General features: G+C 67.6%; 20 protein-coding genes. 15 read left to right on the forward strand and 5 right to left on the reverse strand.

The annotated features are described in order from the left end of the window. Window positions 1-23: 23 nt before the first annotated feature. Complete coding sequence (locus AC3ANW_RS01390; protein WP_488343424.1) at window positions 24-2,348, forward strand: methyl-accepting chemotaxis protein; 2,325 nt, start codon at window positions 24-26, stop codon at window positions 2,346-2,348. A 22-nt stretch (window positions 2,349-2,370) separates the two neighbouring features. After that, on the forward strand, window positions 2,371-7,716 hold the full coding sequence (locus AC3ANW_RS01395; RefSeq protein ID WP_488343425.1) for a hybrid sensor histidine kinase/response regulator: 5,346 nt from the start codon (window positions 2,371-2,373) through the stop codon (window positions 7,714-7,716). A gap of 132 nt (window positions 7,717-7,848) precedes the next feature. On the opposite strand, the gene AC3ANW_RS01400 is transcribed toward AC3ANW_RS01395, so the two are convergent. After that, the gene (locus AC3ANW_RS01400) at window positions 7,849-9,324 is read right to left on the reverse strand and encodes a cryptochrome/photolyase family protein (RefSeq protein ID WP_488343426.1); all 1,476 of its coding nucleotides are present in this window, start codon (window positions 9,322-9,324) and stop codon (window positions 7,849-7,851) included. Between the two features lie 36 nt (window positions 9,325-9,360). On the opposite strand from AC3ANW_RS01400, the gene AC3ANW_RS01405 reads away from it, so the two are divergent. The 10 genes from AC3ANW_RS01405 to AC3ANW_RS01450 all read left to right on the forward strand — a co-directional run bounded on the left by AC3ANW_RS01405 (window position 9,361) and on the right by AC3ANW_RS01450 (window position 16,803). After that, window positions 9,361-9,960 carry a YqgE/AlgH family protein gene (locus AC3ANW_RS01405; RefSeq protein WP_488343427.1) on the forward strand — a complete coding sequence of 200 codons (600 nt, stop codon included), beginning with the start codon at window positions 9,361-9,363 and terminating at the stop codon, window positions 9,958-9,960. After that, complete coding sequence (gene ruvX / locus AC3ANW_RS01410) at window positions 9,957-10,379, forward strand: Holliday junction resolvase RuvX (protein ID WP_488343428.1); 423 nt, start codon at window positions 9,957-9,959, stop codon at window positions 10,377-10,379. The genes AC3ANW_RS01405 and ruvX overlap by 4 nt, the downstream gene beginning before the upstream one ends. Next, window positions 10,376-10,909: a bifunctional pyr operon transcriptional regulator/uracil phosphoribosyltransferase PyrR gene (pyrR, locus tag AC3ANW_RS01415; RefSeq protein WP_488343429.1), complete on the forward strand. Its 534-nt coding sequence runs from the start codon at window positions 10,376-10,378 to the stop codon at window positions 10,907-10,909. Before ruvX ends, pyrR begins: the two co-directional genes overlap by 4 nt. A 1-nt stretch (window position 10,910) precedes the next feature. Further along, the gene (locus AC3ANW_RS01420; RefSeq protein WP_488343430.1) at window positions 10,911-11,873 is read left to right on the forward strand and encodes an aspartate carbamoyltransferase catalytic subunit; all 963 of its coding nucleotides are present in this window, start codon (window positions 10,911-10,913) and stop codon (window positions 11,871-11,873) included. A 139-nt stretch (window positions 11,874-12,012) separates the two neighbouring features. Beyond that, entirely contained in the window at window positions 12,013-13,329 is a 1,317-nt protein-coding gene (locus tag AC3ANW_RS01425; protein ID WP_488343431.1) for a dihydroorotase, read from the forward strand. A gap of 22 nt (window positions 13,330-13,351) precedes the next feature. Continuing rightward, window positions 13,352-14,089, forward strand: coding sequence for a lysophospholipid acyltransferase family protein (locus AC3ANW_RS01430; RefSeq protein WP_488345327.1), 738 nt, complete (start codon window positions 13,352-13,354; stop codon window positions 14,087-14,089). Between the two features lie 131 nt (window positions 14,090-14,220). Beyond that, entirely contained in the window at window positions 14,221-15,432 is a 1,212-nt protein-coding gene (locus AC3ANW_RS01435; RefSeq protein WP_488343432.1) for a Yip1 family protein, read from the forward strand. A gap of 415 nt (window positions 15,433-15,847) precedes the next feature. Beyond that, a complete protein-coding gene (locus tag AC3ANW_RS01440; protein WP_488343433.1) occupies window positions 15,848-16,300 on the forward strand; it encodes a hypothetical protein in 453 nt (150 codons plus the stop codon). Beyond that, window positions 16,297-16,620: an I78 family peptidase inhibitor gene (locus AC3ANW_RS01445; RefSeq protein ID WP_488343434.1), complete on the forward strand. Its 324-nt coding sequence runs from the start codon at window positions 16,297-16,299 to the stop codon at window positions 16,618-16,620. The genes AC3ANW_RS01440 and AC3ANW_RS01445 overlap by 4 nt, the downstream gene beginning before the upstream one ends. Before the next feature lie 27 nt (window positions 16,621-16,647). After that, window positions 16,648-16,803 carry a hypothetical protein gene (locus AC3ANW_RS01450; RefSeq protein WP_488343435.1) on the forward strand — a complete coding sequence of 52 codons (156 nt, stop codon included), beginning with the start codon at window positions 16,648-16,650 and terminating at the stop codon, window positions 16,801-16,803. A gap of 4 nt (window positions 16,804-16,807) precedes the next feature. On the opposite strand, the gene AC3ANW_RS01455 is transcribed toward AC3ANW_RS01450, so the two are convergent. Together AC3ANW_RS01455 and AC3ANW_RS01460 are read right to left on the reverse strand one after the other, a co-directional pair. Then, window positions 16,808-18,058, reverse strand: a complete 1,251-nt coding sequence (locus AC3ANW_RS01455; RefSeq protein ID WP_488343436.1) for a hypothetical protein — start codon at window positions 18,056-18,058, stop codon at window positions 16,808-16,810. Beyond that, a complete protein-coding gene (locus tag AC3ANW_RS01460; RefSeq protein ID WP_488343437.1) occupies window positions 18,055-18,948 on the reverse strand; it encodes a DUF6502 family protein in 894 nt (297 codons plus the stop codon). The genes AC3ANW_RS01455 and AC3ANW_RS01460 overlap by 4 nt, the downstream gene beginning before the upstream one ends. A 238-nt stretch (window positions 18,949-19,186) precedes the next feature. On the opposite strand from AC3ANW_RS01460, the gene AC3ANW_RS01465 reads away from it, so the two are divergent. Further along, the gene (locus tag AC3ANW_RS01465; RefSeq protein WP_488343438.1) at window positions 19,187-20,005 is read left to right on the forward strand and encodes a response regulator; all 819 of its coding nucleotides are present in this window, start codon (window positions 19,187-19,189) and stop codon (window positions 20,003-20,005) included. Here AC3ANW_RS01465 and AC3ANW_RS01470 read toward each other — a convergent pair. After that, window positions 19,996-20,841 (reverse strand): MurR/RpiR family transcriptional regulator, encoded by an 846-nt coding sequence (locus AC3ANW_RS01470; RefSeq protein ID WP_488345328.1) that lies wholly within the window; start codon window positions 20,839-20,841, stop codon window positions 19,996-19,998. The genes AC3ANW_RS01465 and AC3ANW_RS01470 overlap by 10 nt on opposite strands. Before the next feature lie 23 nt (window positions 20,842-20,864). Continuing rightward, complete coding sequence (gene zwf, locus AC3ANW_RS01475) at window positions 20,865-22,331, reverse strand: glucose-6-phosphate dehydrogenase (protein ID WP_488343439.1); 1,467 nt, start codon at window positions 22,329-22,331, stop codon at window positions 20,865-20,867. 203 nt (window positions 22,332-22,534) lie between these two features. Between zwf and tal the strand changes: the two genes are divergently transcribed. Beyond that, window positions 22,535-23,479, forward strand: a complete 945-nt coding sequence (gene tal / locus AC3ANW_RS01480) for a transaldolase (protein WP_488343440.1) — start codon at window positions 22,535-22,537, stop codon at window positions 23,477-23,479. A 23-nt stretch (window positions 23,480-23,502) separates the two neighbouring features. Next, window positions 23,503-25,032, forward strand: a complete 1,530-nt coding sequence (gene pgi / locus AC3ANW_RS01485) for a glucose-6-phosphate isomerase (protein ID WP_488343441.1) — start codon at window positions 23,503-23,505, stop codon at window positions 25,030-25,032.

Consider the following 25,032-nt stretch of genomic DNA (forward strand, 5'->3'; position numbering starts at 1 on the left):
CATTTCCGCCAGGACCGCCATCCATGTCCGTCGCCGACAAACTCGGAAAAATCTTCGCCCGCAAACGGGGTCGGCCCGAAAGCGCCGGCACCGCCGGAATCGCCCGAGCCCGGGCCGGCGGTTTCGACCTGCCGCGCGGCGCTGCGGCTCCGCCGGCGGTCGCCGCCAGCGCACCGGCTGCACACGCCCCACACGCTGTCGACGCCGACGCCGCCTTCCAGCCCACCCGCATGGTCGAAGCCGGCACTTTCGAAGACTCCGAACTGGTCGCCTTGCCCGGCCTGGGTCTGGCTTCCATCAACCGGCACCAGCGGGTGCTATACCTCATGCTGGCCGCGTCCGTGCTGGCGCTGGTCGGCCTGGCGGCCTATGCCCTGCGCCAGGCCAACACCAACGCACAGCAACTGGCGGCTACCGGCCAGGCGCTGATGCAGTCGCAACGGCTGGCCAAGTCGGTCTCGCAGGCCATCGTCGGCAGCCAGCAGGCTTTCCCGGACGTGGCCGACAGCGCCGCCACGCTCGACCGCATCGGCACCGCGCTGCAGGAGGGCGACAGCGAACTGCGCATCGCCCCGGTGGCCTCGGGCTACAGCGAAGAACTCGAAGCCGCCGAGCCGCTCATCGCGCGCGCCGCCCGCAATGCCCAGGTGGTGATGAAGCAGGAAAAGACGCTGACCCAGGTCGGCTCGGCCCTGCGCGCCATCAACGGCCAATCGGCCGACCTGCTGGAGATCGCCGAGAACATCGCATCGCTGAAACTGCAGCAGAACGCATCCGACGGCGATGTGTCCGCCGCCGGCCAGCTGGTCATGCTGACCCAGCGGATCGGCAAGTCGGCCAACCAGTTCCAGACGGCGGAAGGTGTCAGTCCCGAAGCGGTTTTCCTGCTCGGCAAGGACCTGAATTCCTTCCGCGAGATCGCCCAGGGACTGCTCGACGGCAGCGTCGACCTGCGGCTGGCCGCCACCCGCGACCCGCAGACCCGCGAACAGCTGCAGGCGCTGCTGACGCAGTACCGCGAGACCCGCAGCCAGGCAGCCACCATCCTCGGCAACCTGCAGGGCCAGGTGTCCGCCCGCGAGGCGCAGGTCGCCATCGTGGCGGACAGCGAACCGCTGCGCCGCGCGCTCGAGGCTTTGCAATCGCACCTGTCGCGTGAAGCCGGCCTGAGCCTGCCGGTGCTGCTGGCCATGTTGCTGGCGCTGCTGGTGCTGCTCACCTCGGCCTTCGGCCTTTCGCGTGTGCTGCTGCTGGACAGCCGGGCGCGCCAGACGGCTTCGGACCAGCGCCGTGTCTCCGCCGAAGCCCAGCAGGTCCAGGCCGAGCAGATGCAGCAGGAAGCACGGCGGGTGAACGACGCCAACCAGGCCGCCATTCTTCGCCTGATGAACGAGCTTCAGGCCGTCGCCGAGGGCGACCTGACCCAGCAGGCGACGGTGACCGAAGACATCACCGGCGCCATCGCCGACTCGGTCAACTACACCGTCGAGGAATTGCGCGCCCTGGTCTCCGCGGTGCAGAACACCGCGGCCCGCGTGGCGCAGACCACCTCCCAGGTCGACAGCACCTCGAGCGACCTGTTGAACTCGTCCACCGAACAGCTGCGCGAAATCCGCGAGACCGGCAAGTCGGTGCTCGACCTGGCCGGCCGCATCACCGACGTGTCGACCCAGGCGCAGGAATCCGCCTCGGTGGCCCGCCAGTCTCTGCAGGCGGCCGACTCGGGCCTGCAGGCGGTGCAGAACGCCATCGGCGGCATGAATGCCATCCGCGACCAGATCCAGGACACCTCCAAACGCATCAAGCGCCTGGGCGAGTCTTCGCAGGAAATCGGCGAAATCACCGAACTCATCTCGGACATCACCGAGCAGACCAACGTGCTGGCGCTCAACGCCGCCATCCAGGCCGCATCGGCTGGCGAGGCCGGTCGGGGGTTTTCGGTGGTGGCCGAAGAAGTGCAGCGGCTGGCCGAACGTTCGGGTGACGCCACCCGGCAGATCTCGGCGCTGGTGCGCACCATCCAGACCGACACCCAGGACGCGGTGGCCGCGATGGAGCGCTCAACCCAGGGTGTGGTCGAGGGCGCCCGGCTGTCCGACAGTGCCGGCACCGCACTCAGCGAAATCGACCGCGTGTCGCGCCGGCTGGCCGACCTCATCGAGGCCATCTCGTCGTCCGCATCGCAGGAAGCCCGCCTGGCCAACGGCGTGGCCGACAACATCCAGCACATCTTCGCGGTGACCGAACAGACCGGCGAGGGCACACGTTCCACCGCGCTGCAGGTGCGTGAACTGTCCCGCATGGCCGACGAACTGCGCCAGTCCGTCGCCCGCTTCAAGATCGTCTGAACGACAGAACGGTAGCCTCGCCATGGCCATCAGCCACGAAACCCCGCCCCGGGCCGCCATGCCGGCGCGTCCCGACCTGGACATGGCGCCGCTGGCGTGGATCGAGGCGGAACTGCGGCGCCAGCTCGACTCGGCACTGAAGGGCCTGCGCCGCTATCTGCTCGACACCGGCCGGGCCGACGACCCCGATGCTCCCGGTCCGGACGAAACGCTGCTGCGGTCCGCGCGCCAGCATCTTCATCAGGCATCGGGTGCGCTCGAGATGATCGGACTGCGACCGCTGGCGCGCCTGCCGATTGCCATGGAAGCGGTGGTGCAACGTTTCATCGACCAGCCCGAAAGCTGCAATCCGGCAGCGGTCGGCATGGTCGAGCGCGCCATCTTCGCCATCGGCGAATACCTCGATGCGCTGCTGGCCGGCAAACACCATTCGGCGGTCGGGCTGTTTCCGCAATACCGTGAACTGCAGGCCCTGGCCGGCGTCGACAAGGTGCATCCGGCCGAGCTGTGGCTGGCAGATGCCGCGCCCGCCACGCCGGCGCTGATCGGCGAGCCCGCGCCGCTGGCCTACGGACCGGCCGCGCGCAGCCAGTTCGACCAGAAGGTGCTGAGTGTCGTCAAGACCGGCGACAGCGCCGCGGCCCGCACGCTGTCTGACCTGTCCCTGCGCCTGGCGGCCGGCCTGCCGGCCGGGGATGCGCGTGTGTTCTGGCAGGTCTGCGGCGGTTTCTTCGAAGCCCAGGCGCTCGACCTGCTGCCACACGACCTGCATGCCAAGCGGGTCGCATCGCGGGTGCTGATGCAGTACAGCGGCCTGGCCCGCGGCGACGCCGGGGTTCAGCCGCAACTGTTGCAGGACATGTTGTTCTTCTGCGCCCACGCACGGCCGGCGCCGGCCGGCGCGGCTCCGGCGCTGGCAGCGGTGCGGCATGCCTGGTCGATGCCGGCCGATGCGCCGTCGGACTATGAACGCCGCCGTTTCGGTCGCTTCGAGCCGGCCCTGCTGGCCCAGGCCAGAAAACGGATCCATACCGCCGCCGAAACCTGGTCGGCGCTGGCCGGCGGCGACCGCGCCCGGTTGCAGGCCGCGGCCGACCAGTTCGGCCTGGTCGCCGATTCGCTGCGCCGCCTGCATGCGCAGGACAGCCCGCTGGCCGACGCCCTGACCCGCGCGCTGGACACGGTGGTGCGGCGCGGCGAAGCACCCGGCACCGCCCTGGCGATGGAAGTGGCCACCTCGGTGCTGTACCTGCAGGCCGCCTACGAGGCCCTCGACACGCCCGAAGAAGTGATGGCCGAACGCGCTGTACTGCTGGCCCGCCGGCTGGACCGCGCCAGCGCGCCGGCCGCTGCGCCCGAAGCGCTCGACGCCTGGATGGAGGCGCTTTACCACCGCGTCAGCGACCGCCAGACGATGGGCAGCGTGGTGGACGAACTGCGTTCCACGCTGCAGCAGGCCGAACAGTCCCTCGATGCGTTCTTCCGTGCGCCCGACAACACCGCGCCGCTGGGACCGGTGCCCGGCCACATGGCGCAGATGCGGGGTGTGCTGTCGGTGCTGGGCCTGGACCAGGCGGTGCTGGCCGTGGTGCAGATGCGCGAACAGGTCGAACACCTGCTGGCGGGCGAACCGGCGGATGCCGGGGCGCGGGCCGGGGTTTTCGAAGCCCTGGGCAGCAGCATCGGTGCGCTGGGTTTCCTGATCGACATGCTGGCCTACCAGCCGATGCTGGCGCGGCGGCTTTTCGTGTACGACGAAAAGCAGGGAATATTGCGGGTGGTGATGGCGCAACCGACCGCAGCCGAACCCCTTGCCGAGCCGGAACCCGAACCGCAACCCGCGCCCGAAACCTCCGCCCCCGCCGCCGCCCTGGACAAGGACGAGGACGAGGACGAGGAATTCGACCTGCGCGAGGTCTTTCTGGAAGAAGCCCGCGAAGTCATCGCCGCCGGCCTGGAAGCGCTGGACGCACTTGATCGCCATGCCGAGGGCCTGAGCGAGCAGACCGCGCTGCGCCGGGTTTTCCACACCCTGAAGGGCAGTGCCCGCATGGTGGAACTGAACGATTTCGCCGAGGCCGCCTGGGCGATGGAGCAACTGCTCAACGTCTGGCTGGCCGAACAGAAGCCGATACCCGAGCCGCACCGTGTCCTGTCGCGCCAGACCCTGCTGGACCTGCGCCGCTGGGCGGACGACATCGAGCAGGGCACCGACGCCGGCTGGGATCCGCAGCCCTTCCGCGCCGCCGCCGATGCGCTGCGCACCGGCGTCGAACTTGCCGAGGCCGCAGCGCCGGTGGCCGGCGCGGACCGAACGGACGATCCGGACTTCCCCGCGCTGCCCGAGCTCGCGCCTTCGATGCCGCCCGCCGACGAGGACGAGGACGAGGAGTACGGGCCGGAACTGCCCGTGCTGGATGAAGTCGTCGAATGGCCGGAGCCGGAGCCGGAGCCCGTGCCGGAAGAAACGCACGAAGACGAGACCAAGGTCATCGGCGACTTGCGTATCTCCATTCCGCTCTACAACGTCTACCTCAACGAAGCCGACGAATGGTCGCGCCGGCTGCTAACCGAACTCGGCGAATGGTCGCTGGAACTGCACCGCCCGGTGCCTCCGACCGCCAGTCCGCTGGCGCATTCGCTGGCCGGCAGTTCGGCCACCGTCGGGTTCGAGCCACTGTCCGCACTGGCACGCCTGTTGGAGCTGGCGCTGGACCACATCCAGCACCAGCGCAGCGGCACGCCGCACCAGGCGGGCGTTTTCGTCGACAGCGCGGAAGACATCCGCCGATTGCTGCACCAGTTCGCTGCCGGTTTCCTGAAGGAGCCGACACCGCGGCTGCTGCGTCAGCTGCAGGCCATCATCGACACCGAACCGCATGACGTGGAGACGCCCGGCGCGGCTTTCTTCCTGCGCGATGCGGAGGTGAAAACGCTCGACGACCTCGATGCCTTCGATGCCCCGGAAGATCTGGAGCCCGAAGCCATGGCGGTTACCGCCGTCGAGGCTGTCGAAGCGCCTGCAGCGGTCCGGCCGGCCGATTTGCCGCCGCTGCCGGACACCATCGATCCGGACCTCTTCCCCATCTTCGAGGAAGAGGCGCAGGACCTGCTGCCCCGCCTCGGCACCGCGCTGCGCGATTGGGCCGGCCAGCCCGGCGACAAGGCGGCGCGCAGCGAAGTGCTGCGGCTGCTGCACACCCTCAAGGGCAGCGCACGCCTGGCCGGCGCCATGCAGCTGGGCGAACTGGCGCACCGTTTCGAGACGGTCATCGAAGGCCTGGATGCAGGCGACCTGCCGGCCGCCGAGGTCCAGGCGCTGTTCGTGCATGCCGATGCGCTGCAGGCCGAGTTCCAGGCGCTGTGCGAAAAGGATGCGCTGGCGCAGCTGGGTTCGGCCGCGGTCGAGGCCGTCATCGAGCCGGAAACCGATGCGCCGGCGGTGGAAACCAGCGCTCCGCCGCGCGGCGTACCGGTGCCGGAAAGGGCGCCTCTGGTCGCGCCGGCGCGCAATGCGGGCAGTTCGGTGCGGGTGCGCGCCGGCCTGCTCGACCGGCTGGTGAACGAAGCCGGCGAAGTGATGATCAGCCGTTCACGCATCGAGGCCCGCCTGGGCCAGATGCAGGGCTCGCTGGCCGAACTGACCGGCAACCTGGACCGCCTGCGCCGCCAGTTGCGGGACGTGGAAGTGCAGTCCGAATCTCAGATGCAGTCGCGTCTGGCGCTGGCCAAGGACAGCGCCGCCGGGTTCGACCCGCTGGAGTTCGACCGTTTCACCCGGGTCCAGGAACTCACCCGCATGATGGCCGAGTCGGTCGAGGACGTGGCGACGGTGCAGCGCAACCTGCAGCGCACCATGCAGGGTGCCGAGGACGACCTCGTCGCCCAGGGCCGCCAGGCCCGTGAGCTGCAGCGCGACCTGCTGCGCACCCGTATGGTCGAGTTCGACAGCATCGCCGAACGCCTGCACGCAGTAGTGCGCCAGACCGCCCGCGAAACCGGCAAGTCGGTGGCGCTGGAAATCATGGGCGCCAGCGTCGAAATGGACCGCGGCCTGCTCGAACGCCTGCTGCCGCCTTTCGAACACCTGCTGCGCAATGCGGTGGTGCACGGCATCGAGCCGGCCACCGTGCGGCTGGCGGCGGACAAACCTGCCGTCGGCCGCATCACGCTGGCCGTGCGGCAGGAAGGCAACGACGTCGCCATCGATGTCGCCGACGACGGCGCGGGCCTGAACCTCGACCGCATCCTCATCAAGGCCCTCGACATCGGCCTGCTGCCGGCGAACGCCGAGCCCACGCCTGCGGCGCTGTCCGAGCTGATCTTCACGCCCGGTTTCAGCACCGCAGCCGAAGTCGACGAACGCGCCGGCCGGGGCATCGGCATGGATGTGGTGCGCAGCGAGGTGCAGGGCGCCGGCGGCCGCATCGAGATCCACACCGAAGACGGCAGGGGCACCCGCTTCGCGCTGGTGCTTCCCCTGACCACTGCGGTCACCCAGGTGCTGCTGCTGCGGATCGGCAGCCTCACCATCGGCGTGCCGGCAACGGTCGTCGAACTGGTGCGGCGTGCCACGGCGCCGGAACTGGACGCGGCCTATGCCGACGGCACGGTGTCGCATGCCGGCGAGACCGTGCCCTTCTTCTGGGCCGGTGCGCTGCTGCAGTCTTCGGCGGCCAGCGACGAACCTGCCGGGCGCACCCGGCCGCTGATCGTCTTCCGCAGCACCCAGCAGCGGGTGGCCTTGCATGTGGACGAAGTGCTGGGCCAGCAGGAAGTCGTGGTGAAGAACCTCGGCCCGCAACTGGCGCGGCTGCCGGGCCTGTCCGCCATGACGGTGCTGCCGTCCGGCGCGGTGCTGCTGGTCTACAACCCGGTGGCGCTGGTGCATGTGGTCGGCGAACGGGTGCGAGCCCGGCAGGCGGCTGCCGCGGCGGGCCACGCTGGACAGGCCGACGGCCTGCCGGCGGTGGCCGAAACCGTGGTGCAACTGCCGCTGGTGCTGGTGGTGGACGACTCCATCACCGTACGCCGTGTCACCCAGCGCCTGCTGCGGCGCGAAGGCTACCGGGTGGCATTGGCAGCGGACGGCCAGCAGGCTCTGGAACGTCTGCGCGAAGAGCGGCCGGTGCTGGTGCTGTCCGACATCGAGATGCCTCGAATGGACGGATTCGACCTGCTGCGCCACCTGCGGGCCGACCCGACGACGGCCGACCTGCCGGTGGTGATGATCACCTCGCGCACGGCGGCCAAGCACCGTGAATACGCCGCCTCGCTGGGCGCCAGCCATTACCTGGGCAAGCCCTACCCGGAAGACGAGCTGCTGGCACTGGTGAGGCGTTACGCACTGATGGGGCCGCAGGCCTGAATCCGGCCCGGAGCGCGACGGCGCATGGTGCCGGTCGGCCCGCCACCACCGGCAGACCCGGGCCGAACCCCACCTCTGCCTGCACTGCCATACCGCACAGCTGGCAGTGCTGCTGGAGCCCGGGGGCCCATCTCAATCCTTCCGGGGACGCACCGCCGAATAACGCGCCAGGGTCTTCTGCCGCGCGGTTTCGTGCTCCACCAGCGGTTGCGGGTAGTCGCGACCCAGCACCACACCCGCGGCTTCCAGCTCGATCGGTGCGGCGGTCCACGGCGCATGGATCTCGGCGTCCGACAGGCGCGCCAGCTGCGGCAGGTAACGCCGGATGAACTTGCCCTGCGGGTCGAAACGGCGGCTCTGGGTGACCGGGTTGAAGATGCGGAACCAGGGTTGCGCATCGCAGCCGGTCGATGCCGCCCATTGCCAGTTGCCGTTGTTGCTGGACAGTTCGAAGTCGTTCAGGTGTTCGGCGAAATACGCCTCGCCGCGGCGCCAGTCGATGCCGAGGTCCTTGATGAGAAAACTCGCCACCACCATCCGCAGGCGGTTGTGCATGTAGCCGGTCTGGTTGATCTGCGCCATGGCCGCATCCACCAGCGGGTAGCCGGTGCGGCCCTCGCACCAGGCCTTGAAATGCGCGTCCGCCTGCTTGCCGTGTTCCCACTTCAGCGCGTCGTATTCGGGCCGGCAGGCGTGGCCGATCACATGCGGCTTGTGAAACATGATCTGCGTGAAGAAGTCGCGCCAGACGAGTTCGCTCAGCCAGGTTTCCGCGCCCTTGCTGCCCTGCTGCATGCGGTCCAGCGCGGTGGCTGCCAACGCGCGGATCGACACCGTGCCGAACCGCAGGTGCATGCCCAGGTAGCTTGGGCCTTTCACCGCGGGGAAGTTGCGGGTGTCGTCATAGCCGTCGATGCGGTCGATGAAGGCATCCCACAGCTGCCGGCCGCCGCTCATGCCGGTCGGGATCTGCAGGCTGTGCAGGTTGGTTTTCTCGAAACCCAGCGCGGCCAGTGGCGGCACCGCCTCGCGGAACTGATCCGGCCGCGGGGCCAGCAAATGGGCGTATTTCTCGATGGGATAGGGCCGCAGGTAGAAGCTGTCGGCGACCTTCTTCAGCCAGGCGCGTTTGTAGGGCGTGAAGACGCTGAAGACGGTGCCGGCCAGCGTCAGCACTTCGTCGCGCTCGAAGATGGTGTGGTCCTTGCCCAGCTGCAGCAATATGCCGGCATTGGCCAGCGCCCCCAGCACCTGGGCGTCGCGGTGCTGGGCATAGGGTTCGTCGTCGTGGCTGGCGAACACCGCCTGCACACCGAGATCGCGGGCCAGTTGCGGAAGCACCTCCTGCGACTTGCCGTGCAGCGTGATCAGCCCGGCGGCGGGGTCGTCTGCCAGCGTGCGCAGAGCCTGGTCCAGCTCGACCACCGAGTCGTGGATGAACTCCACCCGTCGGTCGGAGCGCGGCAGTTCGTCGAGGATGGCAGTGTCGAACACAAAGGCGCAATACACCTTGGCGCAAGTGCGCAGGGCGTGGTGCAGGGCGGCGTGGTCGTCGACGCGGAGATCGCGCCTAAACCAGACCAGACCCGCGGAATACTTCTTGTCCATTGAAGGGGTGTCTTGTAGCGGGCCTAAAATCGGGCCATGTCTGCCGATTCTGCCCCCATCAACCTGACGCATCATTTCCTGATCGCCATGCCGGGGCTTGAAGATGCCCCGTTCGTGCGCAGCGTGATCTACCTCTGCGAACACAGCCCCAAGGGTGCCCTGGGGCTGATCATCAACAAACCCAGCGACATCAGCCTTAAAAAGCTGTTCGACAAGGTCGAACTTTCGCTGGACCGCAGCGACCTCCGCGAGACGCCGGTGTTCAACGGCGGCCCGGTGCAGCAGGAGCGAGGCTTCGTGCTGCACGAGGCGGTCGAGGCCATCGGCGTGCCGGCCGACGAATCGGTCTACGCCTCCACCATGACCATTCCCGGCGGCCTGGAGATGACCACCTCCAAGGACGTTCTTGAAGCCATCTCTACCGGCGCCGGCCCCAGACGGGTGCTGGTCACCCTGGGTTATTCGTCCTGGGGCGAAGGCCAGCTTGAAAGCGAACTGGCCGAGAACAGCTGGCTTACCGTCGGCGCCGACCTGTCGGTGATCTTCGACACCCCGGTCGAAAAACGCTACGACGTCGCCCTGAAGCTGCTGGGCCTGGAGTCCTGGATGATCTCGCCCGAAGCGGGGCACGCATGAGCGGTGGCCCGCCTGCCGCTTCCCCCGTCCCTGCCGGCGTCCAGACCTTCCTCGCGTTCGACTACGGCCAGAAGCGCACCGGTGTCGCCAGCGGCAACCGGTTGATGAAGATGGTCACGCCGCAAGCCACCGTCAAGGCCGAGGGCGATGCCCGCTGGCCGCTCATCACCGCCCGCATCAAGGAATGGCAGCCCGACGCCCTGGTGGTCGGAGTGCCTTTCCACCCGGACGGCGCGGAACACGAAAACACGGTGAAGGCCCGCCGCTTCGCACGCCAGCTGCACGGCCGTTTCGGTCTGCCGGTGTTCGAGGTGGACGAACGCTACAGCACCACCGAAGCGCTTTCTCTGGGCGCCCGCGATGCCGACGCCGCGTCGGCCTGCATCATCCTTGAACAATTCCTCAGGAGCCTCGATTGAGTTCATCCACTCCATCCTCCACGGGCGCTTCGGGCGCCCTTTTTCTGGACGCAGAGGCGCTGTATGCCGACCTGCTGCGTGGCGTCCGCGGCCTGCTGACGCCGCGTACCCGGCTGGTCGGCATCGCCTCGGGCGGTGTCTGGCTGGCCGAGCGGATGCAGCCCGAACTGGGCTTGCCCGACGCGCCGGGTGTTATCTCTTCGGCCATGCACCGCGACGACTTCGCCCAGCGCGGCCTATCGGCCAGCGCGCACACCACTCTGCCGTTCGATGTCGACGGCGCCGACGTGGTGCTGCTCGACGATGTGCTCTACACCGGTCGCACCATCCGCGCGGTGCTCAACGAACTGTTCGACTACGGCCGTCCCGCCAGCGTCAAGCTGGCGGTGCTGGTCGACCGCGGCGGCCGCGAGCTGCCGGTACAGGCCGACTACGCCGCCGCGCGTGTGGCTCTGCCGGCGTCGCAGCAGCTGGCGCTGGTGCGCAGCGAGGCCGGCGGCAAATTCAACTTCCAGGTCGAGAGCGTCTGACATGCTCCAGAAACACAATCCCCAACTCAACAGGAACGGCGAGCTGATCCATCTGCTGTCCATCGAGGGACTGCCGAAATCCATCGTCACCCATATCCTCGACACCGCCGCCAACTTCACCAGCGTCAACGACCGCGAAGTGAAGAAGGTTCCGCTGCTGCGCGGCAAGAGCGTGTTCAACCTGTTCTTCGAGAACAGCACCCGCACCCGCACCACCTTCGAGATCGCGGCCAAGCGACTGTCGGCCGACGTGATCAACCTGGACATCGCGCGGTCTTCGGCCAGCAAGGGCGAATCGCTGCTGGACACCATCGCCAACCTGTCGGCCATGGCCGCCGACCTGTTCGTGGTGCGGCACAGCGAAAGCGGCGCGCCCTACCTGATCGCCCAGCACGTGGCGCCGCATGTGCATGTGATCAACGCGGGTGACGGCCGGCATGCGCATCCCACGCAGGGGCTGCTCGACATGTTCACCATCCGTCACTACAAGAAGGATTTCAGCAATCTCACCGTGGCCATCGTCGGTGACGTGCTGCATTCGCGCGTGGCGCGTTCGGACATCCACGGCCTGACCACGCTGGGCTGCCCCGAAGTGCGGGTGGTCGGCCCCAAGACCCTGGTGCCGAGCGACATGGCGCAGATGGGTGTGAAGGTGTTCCACAACCTCGAGGACGGTATCCGAGGGGCCGACGTGATCATCATGCTGCGGCTGCAGAACGAACGCATGACCGGCGCGATGCTGCCGTCCTCGCAGGAATACTTCAAGCACTTCGGCCTGACGCAGGAGAAGCTGCGGCTGGCCAAGCCCGACTGCATCGTGATGCATCCGGGGCCGATCAACCGGGGCGTCGAGATCGACTCCGCCGTGGTCGACGGCAAGCAGAGCGTGATCCTGCCGCAAGTCACTTTCGGCATCGCGGTCCGCATGGCCGTCATGTCCATCGTCGCCGGTAACGAAGCATAGACATGGTCCAACCCCAGGCTTCGCGCACTTCGTGTCGCCTCGCCAACCCCCTTCGAGGGGGCAGCACCGGCAGCCCGGCAAAGCCGGTTCCGCGGTGCTTCCCTGAAATGCCGCCCTTCGCACTGTCACTGGACATGCCATGAAAATTTTGATCAGCAACGGCCGTGTCATCGACCCGGCAAGCGGCTTCGACGGTGTTGCCGACGTGGCCATCGCTAGCGGCCGCATCGTCGGCATCGGTGCCGGTTCGGCACCCACCGACTTCACGCCCGACCGCACCATCGACGCCACCGGCCTGGTGGTCGCGCCCGGCCTGGTCGACCTGACCGCCCGCCTGCGCGAGCCCGGCTGGGAACACGAACGCATGCTCGAATCCGAGATGGCGGCGGCGGTGGCCGGCGGTGTCACCAGCCTGGTCTGCCCGCCCGATACCGACCCGGTGCTGGACGAACCCGGCCTGGTCGAAATGCTGAAGTTCCGCGCCGAAAAACTGCACCAGGCGCGGCTGTTCCCCCTGGGCGCGCTCACCCGCGGCCTGGCCGGCGAGGTGCTGACCGAAATGGCCGACCTCACCGAGGCCGGCTGCGTCGGTTTCGGCCAGGCAGACGTCGCGCTGCAGAACCCGCAGGTGCTGCAGCGCGCGCTGCAATATGCCGCGACCTACGGCTACACCGTCTGGCTGCGGCCGCAGGACGGCTACCTGGGCAAGGGCGTGGCAGCCAGCGGTGCCCTGGCCACTCGCCTGGGCCTGTCCGGCGTGCCGGTGGCGGCCGAGACCATCGCGCTGCACACCATCTTCGAACTTCAGAAGACCACCGGCGCCCATGTGCACCTGTGCCGCCTGTCCAGCGCGGCAGGCGTGGACCTGGTGCGCCGCGCCAAGGCCGAGGGCCTGCACGTCACCTGCGACATCAGCATCAACTCGCTTCACCTGACCGACAACGACATCGGTTTCTTCGACAGCCGCGCCCGCCTGACGCCGCCGCTGCGCCAGCAGCGCGACCGCGATGCGCTGCGTGCCGCACTGGCCGACGGCACCATCGACGCGCTGGTGTCCGACCACGCGCCGGTCGACGAAGACATGAAGGTGCTGCCCTTCGCCGAAGCCGAGCCGGGCGCCACCGGTCTCGAATTGCTGCTGAGCCTGGCGGTGAAGTGGGCAGATGAACGCGGTACGCCCGACGCGATGGCGCGTGCCATCGCCACCCTGACCAGCGCGCCTGCCGGTGTACTGGGCGCTGCGCTCGGCACGCTGCAGGCCAGTGCCGGACGTCTGGCGGTGGGCGGCGTGGCCGATGTCTGTGTGTTCGACCCGACGGCCCGCTGGACGGTGACCGACGCCGCCCTGCACAGCCAGGGCAAACACACGCCGTTCACCGGCTACGAACTGCCGGCCCAGGTGCGTTGCACGCTGGTCGGTGGGGTAGTGGTCTACGAAGCCTCGCCCGCTGCCTGAGATCCAGAGGAACCGGGTGGGATTGCTGCGTGACCTGAAGGCCGCCGGTCGCATCCTGCGTGCGGCCGCACACGGCGTGGGGGGGCTGTGGCTCATCCGTACCCGTTTCGGCCGCTTCAGCCAAGCCGAACGCGAAGCCTGCATCGAACGGTGGGCGGCCGGCATGCTGGCCATTCTCAACATCGACCTGCAGGTGGAAGGCGTCCGGCCGACCGACGGCCGCCTGCTGATCGTCGCCAACCACACCTCTTGGCTGGACATCCTGGCAATCCAGTCGGCGCGCTGCTCGCGGTTCATCGCCAAAGCGGAAATCCGCTCGTGGCCGCTGATCGGCGTGGTGGCCGACGGCGCCGGCACGCTGTTCATCGAACGCGCCCAGCGGCGCGACGCATTGCGCACCGTGCACCGTACCGCCGAGGCCCTGGCCGCCGGCGACGTGGTGGCGGTGTTTCCGGAAGGCACGACCACCGACGGATCGTGCATGCTGCCCTTCCACGCCAATATTCTTCAGGCGGCCATATCGGCGGATGCGCTGGCCTTGCCGGTTGGAATCCGCTTCGTCGATGCGGCCAGCGGCCGTCCTTCTTCGGTGGCGGCCTATATCGCGGACGACACGCTGATCGGCTCCCTGTGGCGCACCTTGCGGGCCGATCCGCTGAAGGCGGTGGTGCGATTCGGCTCGCCCGAACCTGCCGACGGCCGGAATCGCCGGCAATGGGCGGCGGACCTCCATGAGCGGGTCGATGCCCTGCGCCGCTGAGCCGCTTCGCAACGCCCTGAAACAACTCGGCGGGCCCATCGCGCCGTAAGCGCTCCGGGCTCGCGCATCATTGCCGGCTTTGCCGCAACCCTATTGCCGAGCCTCTGGGCGCGGCCGCATTTTTTCGACCCATGAGTGTGATCGCCCGAACCAAGAATCTGTTGCTGCAACCCCGAGCGGAGTGGCGTCGCATCGACGAGGAGCCGGCCGGCATCGGCCGTACGGTGGTACGCACGCTGCTGCCGCTGGCCGCCATACCGGCGATCTGCAGCGCCATCGGCTTGTGCCTGGTCGGCATCCGCGGCGGCGGCGCAGCCGTCACGTTGCCGTGGTCGGTCGGGGCGCTGCAGGCGCTGTCGTTGTACCTGCTGGCGGTGATCGGGCTGGCGGTCGTGGCCGTCATCACCACCCTGGTGGCGCCCACCTTCGGCGGCCGGGCCGAACGGGCGCGGGGTTTCAAGCTGGCGGTTCACGGAGCCACCGCGGCGTTGGTGGGTGGCATATTCCTGCTGGTGCCGCCGCTGGCGCCGCTGGCTTTGCTGGCGGCCTTGTATTCGGCCTATCTGGTGTTCACCGGCCTGCCGGTGATCATGCGTTGTGCGCCCAAGCGCTGCGTACCTTATACGGCGGTGGTGGTGCTGGCGGGGGCCGTGGTGGGACTTCTGGGTTCGTCGGCCATGACACACTTCCTGTCGGTCGGCCTGGGCGGCGCCGAGATCGCGCTGCACACGCCCGGCGGCCTGTTGCGGCTCGACGCTGCCGGCATGGTCACCGCATCGCAGCAGATGGCCGACGCGGCCCAGAAAATGGCCACGGCCAGCGAAAAGCAGGAAGCCGCTGCAGCCCAGCAACAGAAGACCGGCACGCCGCCGGTCACCGGAGGCGACCCCGACAAGGGCGTGGTTCCCGCCGCATCGCTGAAGGCCGCGCTGCCTGAAACGCTCGGCCCTTTTGCCCGCAAGTCGATCGAGATGCAGGGCGGCCGCGTCGGCGAGCGCGAATCCAGCAACGCCAGGGCCGACTACGCCAGCGGTGAACAGCGGCTGCGGGTCGAACTGACCGATCTGGGCCATATGCGCCGCCTGATGGCCGACGCCGGCGCGGTGGTGCAGGGCGAACGCGAGAATGCGGTCGAATCCGAGCGCACCTGGCAGGAAAACGGCCGCATCCTGCATGAGAACTACCGAAAGGACGGTAGTTTTGCGCAGGTGACCACCACGCTGCGCAACGGTGTGGTGGCCGAACTCACCGGCCAGCGCATGAGCCTGGACGAGGTCAAGGCCGCGTCCAGCCAACTGGACCTGAACCTGCTCGAGAACCTGAGGCGTAGTACGGCCCCATAAAAAACGGCCACCGCGAGGGTGGCCGTCAATGGCCTCTGTTCAAGCCTTGGAGAAAATTGTCCGGGTCGGTCGGTCAGAAGACGCCGAAAATCTTCAGCAGAATGATGACGGTGATCGGCACGCCGCAGATCCAGAGAATGAGTGATTTCATGTGGGTTCCTCTTCGATGTGGTTCGTTGTTGTCTTGTTGTCGTGTTGTGATCCGCGGTGATCTGCAACGGTTTCGAATATGCCGATTTCCCGGATTTCGGTGTGACAGCCAATAGGCGGAACAGACGTCCGTCCACCACCGACAGCCGAGGCCGCCAAGCATCTATGAGCCGCCGCTGACACGACGAGGCCCGGCTCGCTGAGGGACGGTTACACAAGGTCGGTTTAATCTTCGACGATCGATTCACTCGCATCGGAGCGCCCCATGGCCTTCTATCCTGTTCCTTCTGCCGCACGCGCTGCGCGGTCGGCTCTTCGGCTGCTCAGCCGTAGCCTGGTACTTGCTGCCGCCGCCTACGGTCTTTCCGCTACCGCCCAGGTATCTGTTGGCGCGGCTGCCGCGGCCAGCGCTCCGGGCGCCAGCAGTTCGGCCAACGGAGGCACCGGTGGCGTCGGATTGGGAGGCGTAGGCCAGGGCGTCACCATCAACCCGGGCGTGAACTCTGGAGCCGGCATCAATGTGCAGGGCCGGAACGTCGGCAACAACGCACTCAACGGCCCACGTGCCCGCAGCAATGCACAACGCGATCTTCCGCCCGTGGCCGACCCCCAGCTTGGACCGCAGAACAGCGGCCAGCGGGCTCTGGCGCTGGACCAGGCCAGCCGCGCCCGGCAGAACGCCCCGGCGCTCGACCAACCGGTGCCCGCCGCACGATGAGGACGGTCATTCTGTGCAGCGCCGGAGGCCTGTTGGCGCTGTCGCTGGCCGGCTGCATGGCGGCTCGCCAGGCGCCCATGCTGCCGGCAGTGCCTGACCCCTCGCTGGAGGTCGGCGGCACGTGCAATGCCGATGCCGCCCGTTTCCTGCTGGGCAAGACGGTCGACGAACGAATCGGCGAACTGGCGCGTGTGCGCTCCGGTGCCCGGCTGGTGCGGGTGCTGCGGCCGGGTATGCCGGCCGACGATGACAAACGTGACTCGCGTCTCGACCTGGAAGTCGATTCGCTGGGTCGTGCCGTGGCCGTGCGCTGCGGCTGATCAGATCTATCTGGAAGGAGACCCACCGTGAACGAACATCAACCCGACCCGGTAGAGTCCGACAAGGATCCGCATCCTTCGGACGCCCCGCCGGTGAAACATCCCAAACCCGGTACCGACGAAGCGCGCAACGAGGAGCGCAAGACCCAGCCCTCGCGCAACCGGGGCGTGACGGACGTCTGACGGATCAGACGTCGGTCGCGGCGGTCAGGTCGCTGGTGCAGGTCACAGCATTGGCTCGCAACGGAGCCACGGGCGATGGCGCGTAACCGGCCACCACCATATAGAGTGTCTGGCCGATGGCGGCCGCCCGGCAACCGGCAGCGATCTGTGCCGCGTCGGCCTGCACCGGCACACCCCGCAGGACAAAGTTCACCGAAGCCGACGACCAGTCGACACCGGACAGCAGGCCTTTGAGTTCCGTCACCGAACCGGTGCCGTCGTCGCCCGGCTGGCCGATGGGCGAGCGGCTGCGTTGCATCGCGCTGGCATCCGCGGTGATGCTCGCGGTGTTGGCCCGCACGAACTGCCCCACCGCCAGTGACGTGCTGTTCGAGTCCAGCCTCAGCGGCGTGCCCTGGATGGTGACGGTGGCGCTTGACGGATCGTACGCATTGGCCAGGCCGCCCAGCCGCAGGCTTTTGTAGCCCGAGAGGTCGGATGCGCTCAGGCTGGCATCCCTCACATCGTCCACGGTCAGGCTTCCGACGACCCCCCGGAACTGTGCGATGGCTTTTTCGGCCATGACATTGCTGCGGGCGGTTAGAAGCGCCACGATGGTGCCGGTGGCCAGGCTTGGCAGTCGCGCCGCGGAAACCTGTGTTCCGTCAGCGGAGCCGAGGCGGAAGCCGTTCGGGCCGGTCGCCGCCACGACGCCGCCGAGCAGCACCGGGTCGGCCGCCACCGCCAGCTTTTCGATGCGGGTGGCGACCAGCACGTAGGCCGCCTTGCTGTTGTCCCACACCCATGAGCCAAACACCACCGCATCGTCGCCTGCCGAAATGACGGGGCTGTTGGTTTCGGTGTCCGCGAAGCCTTCGACCAGCGTGATGCCGCTGCGCGAACTGTCGTCGTTGTTGTCGATCACCCGCACCCACTGGCCCGCCAGGCGCAACCAGCCGCTGTCGTCCAGCGACGCGGTGACGGGGCCGCGCAATTGCGGCAGTACCTCGATCGACTGCGCCGCGTTGTTGCTGTCGAACACCAGCCGCACCCGCTGGCCCAGACGCAAGGTGCTGCGTTCTGCCTGGCTCAAGGCCAGTTCGCCGTATTCGATGCCGTCCACGATGACACTGCCGAAGCCGCTGAGGGTGCCTTCGGCCACGCCGCTGCCGCCGCTGCCCACACCGGCTGTCAGGCCGCCGCCGCAGGCACTCAGCAGCGTGCAGGCCAGGGCCATGACCGCCTGGGGGAGACAAGAAAATACGGGCCGCTTCACGGAGGAGGATCTTTCAGGGCAGGAGCCGCCGGCAGCGATTGCAGCGACTCCATGCGGGTCGAATAACAGAACATGCCCAGCCGCAGGCGCTGGTCGGCTCGCGGCACCGCCACCGACGGGGATGGTCGACGGGCGGAAGCCGCCGCGTCACGCGCTTCCAGGACGGTAGCGGCCTTGACCATGTCGGCCAGCACCTTCTTCCACAGCTGGTTGCCCAGCGCTTCGAGTTCGCGTACCGAGGCTTCGCTCAGCTGGTCTGCGAACACGCTCTGTTCCAGGAAACGCACCGGGCCGTCGCCGGTGAGGTTGTGTACGCCTGCGGCCAGATGGTCGGCGGCGCTTTCCGACAGCAGCTGCCCGGCTTCGTCCAGCCGCCGGTCGGGCACGAAGGCTTCGCGACGCAGTTCGAGCTGGCCGTCGGCCTCGGTGGCAACCCCCAGTCGCAGCAGTTCGCGCATCAGCGTGCGGGGATGCACGTCGACCGATACCAGCCGGGCGAGTGCGTCGAACGAAGGCGCGTCGCCGGCGACAGGCATGCGATTCGGCAGCCCTTCGGCCAGCCAGCGGCTGACCAGCACCTGCGCAGGCGTGGCACGCGCGGGGCGCTCGGCAGGCACTCCCGCGGGCAGGGCCGTGCCGAGTGCCCGCACATCCTTGCGGTGCAAGCCGGAAAGCACACTCAGCGCCGAATCGGTCTCGCGCTGGCCGTGGCGCTGCATTTCGGCACGGGCGGCCTCCAGAAAAACAGCTTTCAGCGCATCGGCCAGCACCTTGTGGCCGATGCCGACCCGTACCAGCCATCGCGCCAGCGGACGCATCACCCGCAGCACATGGGCCAGAGCGGGCGAGGGCCCGTCAGGCGTCTCGGTGGATGCGGGATCGGTGGACATGGAAGCGTGGATTGTCGCTGGCCGGCGGCTGGGTCAGAGCGCCAGGCCGACCACCATGCTCCGGCTTGACGGAGCTTGTTCATGGTCGTGCGGCACCGCGCGGCCCTGGTGAAGCGCAGATTTCAACATATGTGTTTCTGGAAAAGTAACCGGGTATTTCTTGACTGTATGGGAAAAAATCCCATACAGTCAACGCACAAATGATGTTGTCCTGGGTTCGCGCCAGGCGCCTGCTCCCATGAAAAGTGCCGCTTCCAACCCCTTGCCGCCCCGTCGCCCGCTGGTATTGCTGGTCGATGACGACGTCGAACACACCGACCGCCTGGCCGACTATCTGCTTGATTTCGGATTCGATTCGCGGGTGGTTCAAGATGCCGCGGCAGTGCAGTCGGTGCTGGCCCAGCAGGCGGTCGACCTGGTGGTGATGGACGTCGTGCTGTCCGGCTGCAACGGCCTGACGCTGCTGCAGGACATCCGGCGCGCGGGGCGCATGCCGGTGGTCATCCTCAGCCGCCGCAGCGAGCCGGCGGACCGCATCGTCGGGCTCGAGCTGGGAGCGGACGACTATGTGTCCAAGCCCTGCGAACCACGCGAACTGCTGGCTCGGCTGCGGGCCATCCTGCGCAGGCTGCCCGAACCGTCCGCACAGCCCGCAGCGGCCGTCAGCACGGTGGAGGTCGGCCGCTGGCAACTGCGGCGCGACGAGCGCCGGCTGGTGTCGGCCGACGATGAGAAAGTGGCGCTGTCGGCGTCCGAATACCGGCTGCTCAACGCCTTCCTGGCGGCACCCGGCGTGGTCTTGAGCCGCGAACACCTCATGACCCATGCCCGCGGCCGCGAACTGCACAGCCTGGACCGCGGCATCGACCTCCTGGTGTCGCGCCTGCGCCGCAAGCTGGAAGACGAGACGGCGAGGGCGCCGCTGATCCGCACGGTGAGGGGTCGCGGCTACATCTACGAGGCGCCGCAGCGCGCGGGCGAGCCGCGCGTGGGTTTCGGTGCGCCGCGCTTCTTCGGCATGCCGTCGGCGTCGGGCTTCGGCCCGGCTTACGCGTAGCGTTTGCTGCGCAGGTTGGCCTTCATCTGCTGCAGCTGCGGTTGCAGCGGGCTGCCGATGCGCAGCGCCACGCAGGTGGCCAGGATGTCGATGATCAACAGGTGCAGCAGCCGGGACACCATCGGGCTGTAGCGGTCATAGCCTTCGGGATGATCGGCTGCCAGGTGGATGTGGCCGGCGGCGGCCAGGGGCGAGCCGCTGGCGGTTACCAGGATGGTGGTGGCGCCGTTGCGGCGGGCGATGTCGGCGGCGTCCATCAGGTCGCGGGTACGTCCCGAATTCGAAATGATCACCACGCAGTCGCCCGGGCCCAGCATGGTGGCGCCCATCACCTGCATGTGGCCGTCGCTGTAGGCGATGGAGGTGATGCCGAGGCGGAAGAACTTGTGTTGTGCGTCCTGCGCCACGATGCCCGAATTGCCGGCGCCGTAGAACTCGATGCGGCGGCCGGTCTGCCAGGTGGCGGCCAGCGCATCGGCTGCGCGCTCGAGCTGTGCAGTGCTGGCCTCGTTGCGATAACGCAGGAAGGCGGCGACGGTGTTGTCGATCACCTTGACCATCACGTCGCCGGTCTTGTCGTCGGTGTCCACGCTGCGATGCACGAAGGGCACGCCTTCGCTCACGTTGCCGGCAAGTTTCAGCTTGAAGTCGGAAAGCCCGTCATAGCCGATGCTGCGGCAGAAACGCACCACCGTCGGTTTGCTGACATGTGCGCGGTCGGCCAGTTCGGTCACCGGCAAGGTCGCGAACACCCGCGGATCGGCCAGCACCAGCCGCGCCACGCGCTGCTCGGCCGGCGCCAGGGAAGGCAGCGAAGCGCGAATGCGTTCCAGCATGCCGTTCGGTTCAATCATGTCGGTCAGCCGTTTTCTTCTGACCAGTTATGGCCGTCTCTGGCGATCATGGCGCTGGAAGCACTGGGGCCCCAGGTTCCTGCCGCGTAGCTGCGCGGCTTGCCGCTCTGCCAGTGGTCGAGGATGGGTTCGACCCAGCGCCAGGCGGCTTCCTGTTCGTCGGAGCGCACGAACAGGTTCAGGCGCCCGGCGATCACGTCGAGCAGCAGCCGTTCGTAGGCACCCACACGCTCGGAGCCGAAACGTTTGTCGAAGTCGAGGTCGAGCTGCACCGGCGACAGCGCGGTGCCGTCTGCCCGTGCGCCCTTGCCGCGGGTGTCCTGGCCCTGCGCCAGCAGGTGCAGTTCGAGCCCGTCCTTGGGCTGCAGGCTGATGGCCAGCTGGTTCGATGCACCTGCGGGCGTCGGGAAGATCGGGTGCGGTGTCGGCCGGAAATTGACCTCGATGCGGGCGTCGCGCGAGGCCAGCCGTTTGCCGGTGCGGATGTAGAAAGGCACGCCGCTCCAGCGCCAGTTCTCGATCTCGGTGCGCAGGGCCACGAAGGTCTCGGTGCGGCTTTCCGGGTCGACGCCGGGTTCGTCGCGGTAACCGGCCACCCGTTCTCCGTAGGCCGTGCCGGCGACGTACTGGCCGCGCACCGCATGACGTTCCAGCGATTCCTGCGTCCAGGGCTTGAGCGAACGCAGCACCTTGAGCTTCTCGTCGCGGATGGCGTCGGCGCCCGCGTTGATCGGCGGCTCCATCGCCACCGCGCACAGGAGTTGCAGCGCGTGGTTCTGCACCATGTCGCGCAGGGCTCCGGTGTTTTCGTAGAAGGCGCCGCGTTTCTCGACGCCCAGATCTTCGGCGATGGTGATCTGGATGTTGGCGATGTATTCGCGTTTCCAGATCGGCTCGAACAAGGCGTTGCCGAAACGCAGCGCGAACAGGTTCTGCACCGAAGGTTTGCCCAGGTAATGGTCGATGCGGAAGATCTGTTCTTCGGCGAACACCGAACGCACCGTCTCGTTGATCTGGCGGTTGGATGACAGGTCGTGGCCCAGCGGTTTTTCCAGCACGATGCGGGTGCGCGCCGTGGCCAGGCCGGACTTGCCGATCTGTTCGCAGGCCTGGGTGAACAGCGCGGGCGAGGTGGCCAGGTACATCACCACCGTGTCGGCCGAACGGGTGTCGAGCCGCTCTTTCAGCCGCGAGTAGTCTTCGGGTTTGGACAGGTCGAGCCGGACGTAGTGCAGCAGGCCCGCGAACTTGTCGAATTCTTCTGCATTGGGCCGCTTGGAGCCTTCGACCTCTTCGAAACGAGCGCGGATCAGGTCACGATAGGCCTGGTCGCTCAGGTCGTCGCGCGCCACGCCGATGATGCGGCCGCCCGCCGGCAGGCTGCCGTGGCGGAAAGCCTGGAAAAGCGCCGGCATGAGCTTGCGCCAGGCCAGGTCGCCGGTGCCGCCGAAGAGAACGAGGTCAAAGGACATGGGTGGGTTCCGGGGAAAGACGCCGCACTGTAATCGAGTTTCTTCGACTGTCGGCCGGGTGGGTTCCTGCCCGCTGGGAAGCGGTGATCGGGGCATTTTCCGACACAAAAGGCTTTGTAATCCGGTTACAGTTTTGGGGCCTTGATTTGCCTTGCTGCAGACAGAGCAGCGGCACCCGATCCAGTCCGAACGACCCATTGCCCATGACTCAACTTGATTCCCTGAAGCAGTTCACCACCGTGGTCGCCGACACCGGGGACTTCCGGCAACTGGCAACCTTCCAGCCCCAGGACGCCACCACCAATCCGTCGCTGATCCTGAAGGCGGTGCAGAAAGCCGAATACCGGCCCCTGCTGGACGAGACCGTGGCGCGTTTCAAGGGCCAGCCGCTGGAAGACATCGTCGACCGCCTGCTGGTGCGTTTCGGCACCGAGATCCTGTCCATCATCCCCGGCCGCGTTTCCACCGAAGTGGACGCCCGCCTGTCGTTCGACGGAGACGCCACCTACAGCCGTGGCGAACGCCTGATCGAGTTGTACGAGGGGCAGGGCGTGCCGATCGAACGGGTGCTGATCAAGGTGGCAGCCACCTGGGAAGGCATCCGTGCAGCCGAGCGGCTGGAGCGCCGCGGCATCCACACCAACCTGACGCTGCTGTTCTCCTTCGCCCAGGCCGTGGCCTGCGGCCAGGCAGGCGTGCAGCTCATTTCGCCGTTCGTCGGCCGCATCTACGACTGGCACAAGAAGAACGCCGGTGCCGCCTGGGACGAAGGTGCCAACGCCGGCGCGCGAGACCCGGGTGTGCTGTCGGTGCGCCGCATCTACGACCACTACAAACACTTCGGCATTCGCACCGAGGTGATGGGCGCCAGCTTCCGCAATGTCGGCCAGATCACCGCGCTGGCGGGCTGTGACCTGCTGACCATCAGCCCCGACTTGCTGGCGCAGCTGGCCGCAAGCGATGCGCCGCTGCAGCGTGCACTCGACCCGGAATCCGCAAAGTCCGCACGCCTCGACGCCTTCGACTACGACGAAGCGGGTTTCCGCTACGCCCACAACGAAGACGCCATGGCCACCGAAAAACTGGCCGAAGGCATCCGCGCATTCGCGGCGGACGCCGTCAAGCTCGACGCGCTGCTCTGCGCCTGAAACTCAACCACGGACCCTGAACGATGACATTCGTGCGTTGCGACAAGACCGCCGCCTGGCAACAGCTGCAAGACCATTTCGACCTCGTCGGGCGCGGCTTCGATGCCCGCCATGCCTTCGTCACCGATCCGCTGCGTTTCGCTGCTTTCAGCCAGCAGGCACCGCACGTTTTCGCCGATCTGTCGAAGAATCGCACCGACGCTGCGACCGAAAATCTGCTGCTCGACCTCGCCCGTGAATGCGGCCTGGAAACCCGGCGCGACGCCATGTTCGCGGGTGCCCATATCAATGCCACCGAAGACCGTGCGGTGCTGCACACGGCGCTGCGCAAACCCGGCGCCGGCGATGCCGAAGTGGCTTCGGTGCGCGACGCCATGCTGGCCTATGCCGAGCAGGTCCGCGCCGATGTGCAGATCACCGACATCGTCAACATCGGCATCGGCGGATCCGACCTGGGACCGCAGATGGCGGTGCTGGCGCTGGACGAGTTTCGTGCGCCGGGCAAACGTTTCCATTACGTCTCCAACGTCGACGGACACGAACTGGCCGGCGTGCTGAAAGGCCTGAAGGCCGAGAACACCCTTTTCCTGATCGCTTCGAAGACCTTCACCACCATCGAGACCATGACCAACGCGCTGAGCGCCAAGGCCTGGTTCGAGGCGGCGGGCGGGCGCGATGTTTCGCGTCACTTCGCGGCGTTGACCACCAATGTCGAGGCCGCTGCAAAGTTCGGCGTCGACACCACCTTCGGTTTCTGGGACTGGGTGGGCGGCCGGTATTCGTTGTGGTCGTCCATCGGCCTGTCCATCGCCATCGCCATCGGCGCGGACGGCTTTGGCCGTCTGCTGGCTGGTGCACACGCCATGGACGAACATTTCCGCACCACGCCGCTGGCGGGGAACCTGCCCGTGCGCCTGGGACTGCTCGACGTCTGGTATCGCAACTTCCATGGCTTCACCAGCCGTTGCGTCGCGCCCTACCACCAGGGACTGCGCCGGCTGCCGGCCTATCTGCAGCAACTGGAGATGGAGAGCAACGGCAAACGGGTCGACCATGACGGCGAGCTGCTGCCCTACGCCACCTCGCCCGTGGTCTGGGGCGAGCCCGGCACCAACGGCCAACATGCGTTCTTCCAGATGCTGCACCAGGGAACCGACGTGGTCCCGCTCGAGTTCATCGCCGTGCGCGACGCGTCCCACGAACTGCCGGGCCACCATCCCAAACTGCTGGCGAACGCACTGGCGCAAGCCCAGGCGCTGTTGCAAGGCAAACAGGACAACGGCGGCCACAGGAACTTCCCGGGCAACCGCCCCAGCACCTTCTTCGTGCTGGAAAAGCTCAACCCCGAAGCCCTGGGCGCGCTGATCGCGCTCTACGAACACCGCGTCTTCGTGAGCGGCGCCCTGTGGGGCATCAACAGCTTCGACCAGTGGGGCGTGGAACTTGGCAAGGTGCTGGCCAAGGAAATCGAGCCCCGCCTGACCAGCGGCGACACCACCGGCCTGGACCCATCCACAGCCGGCCTGCTGGCCAGACTGCGCCAGCCCAACTGA

This window comes from Xylophilus sp. PBN-3R, from assembly GCF_057747805.1.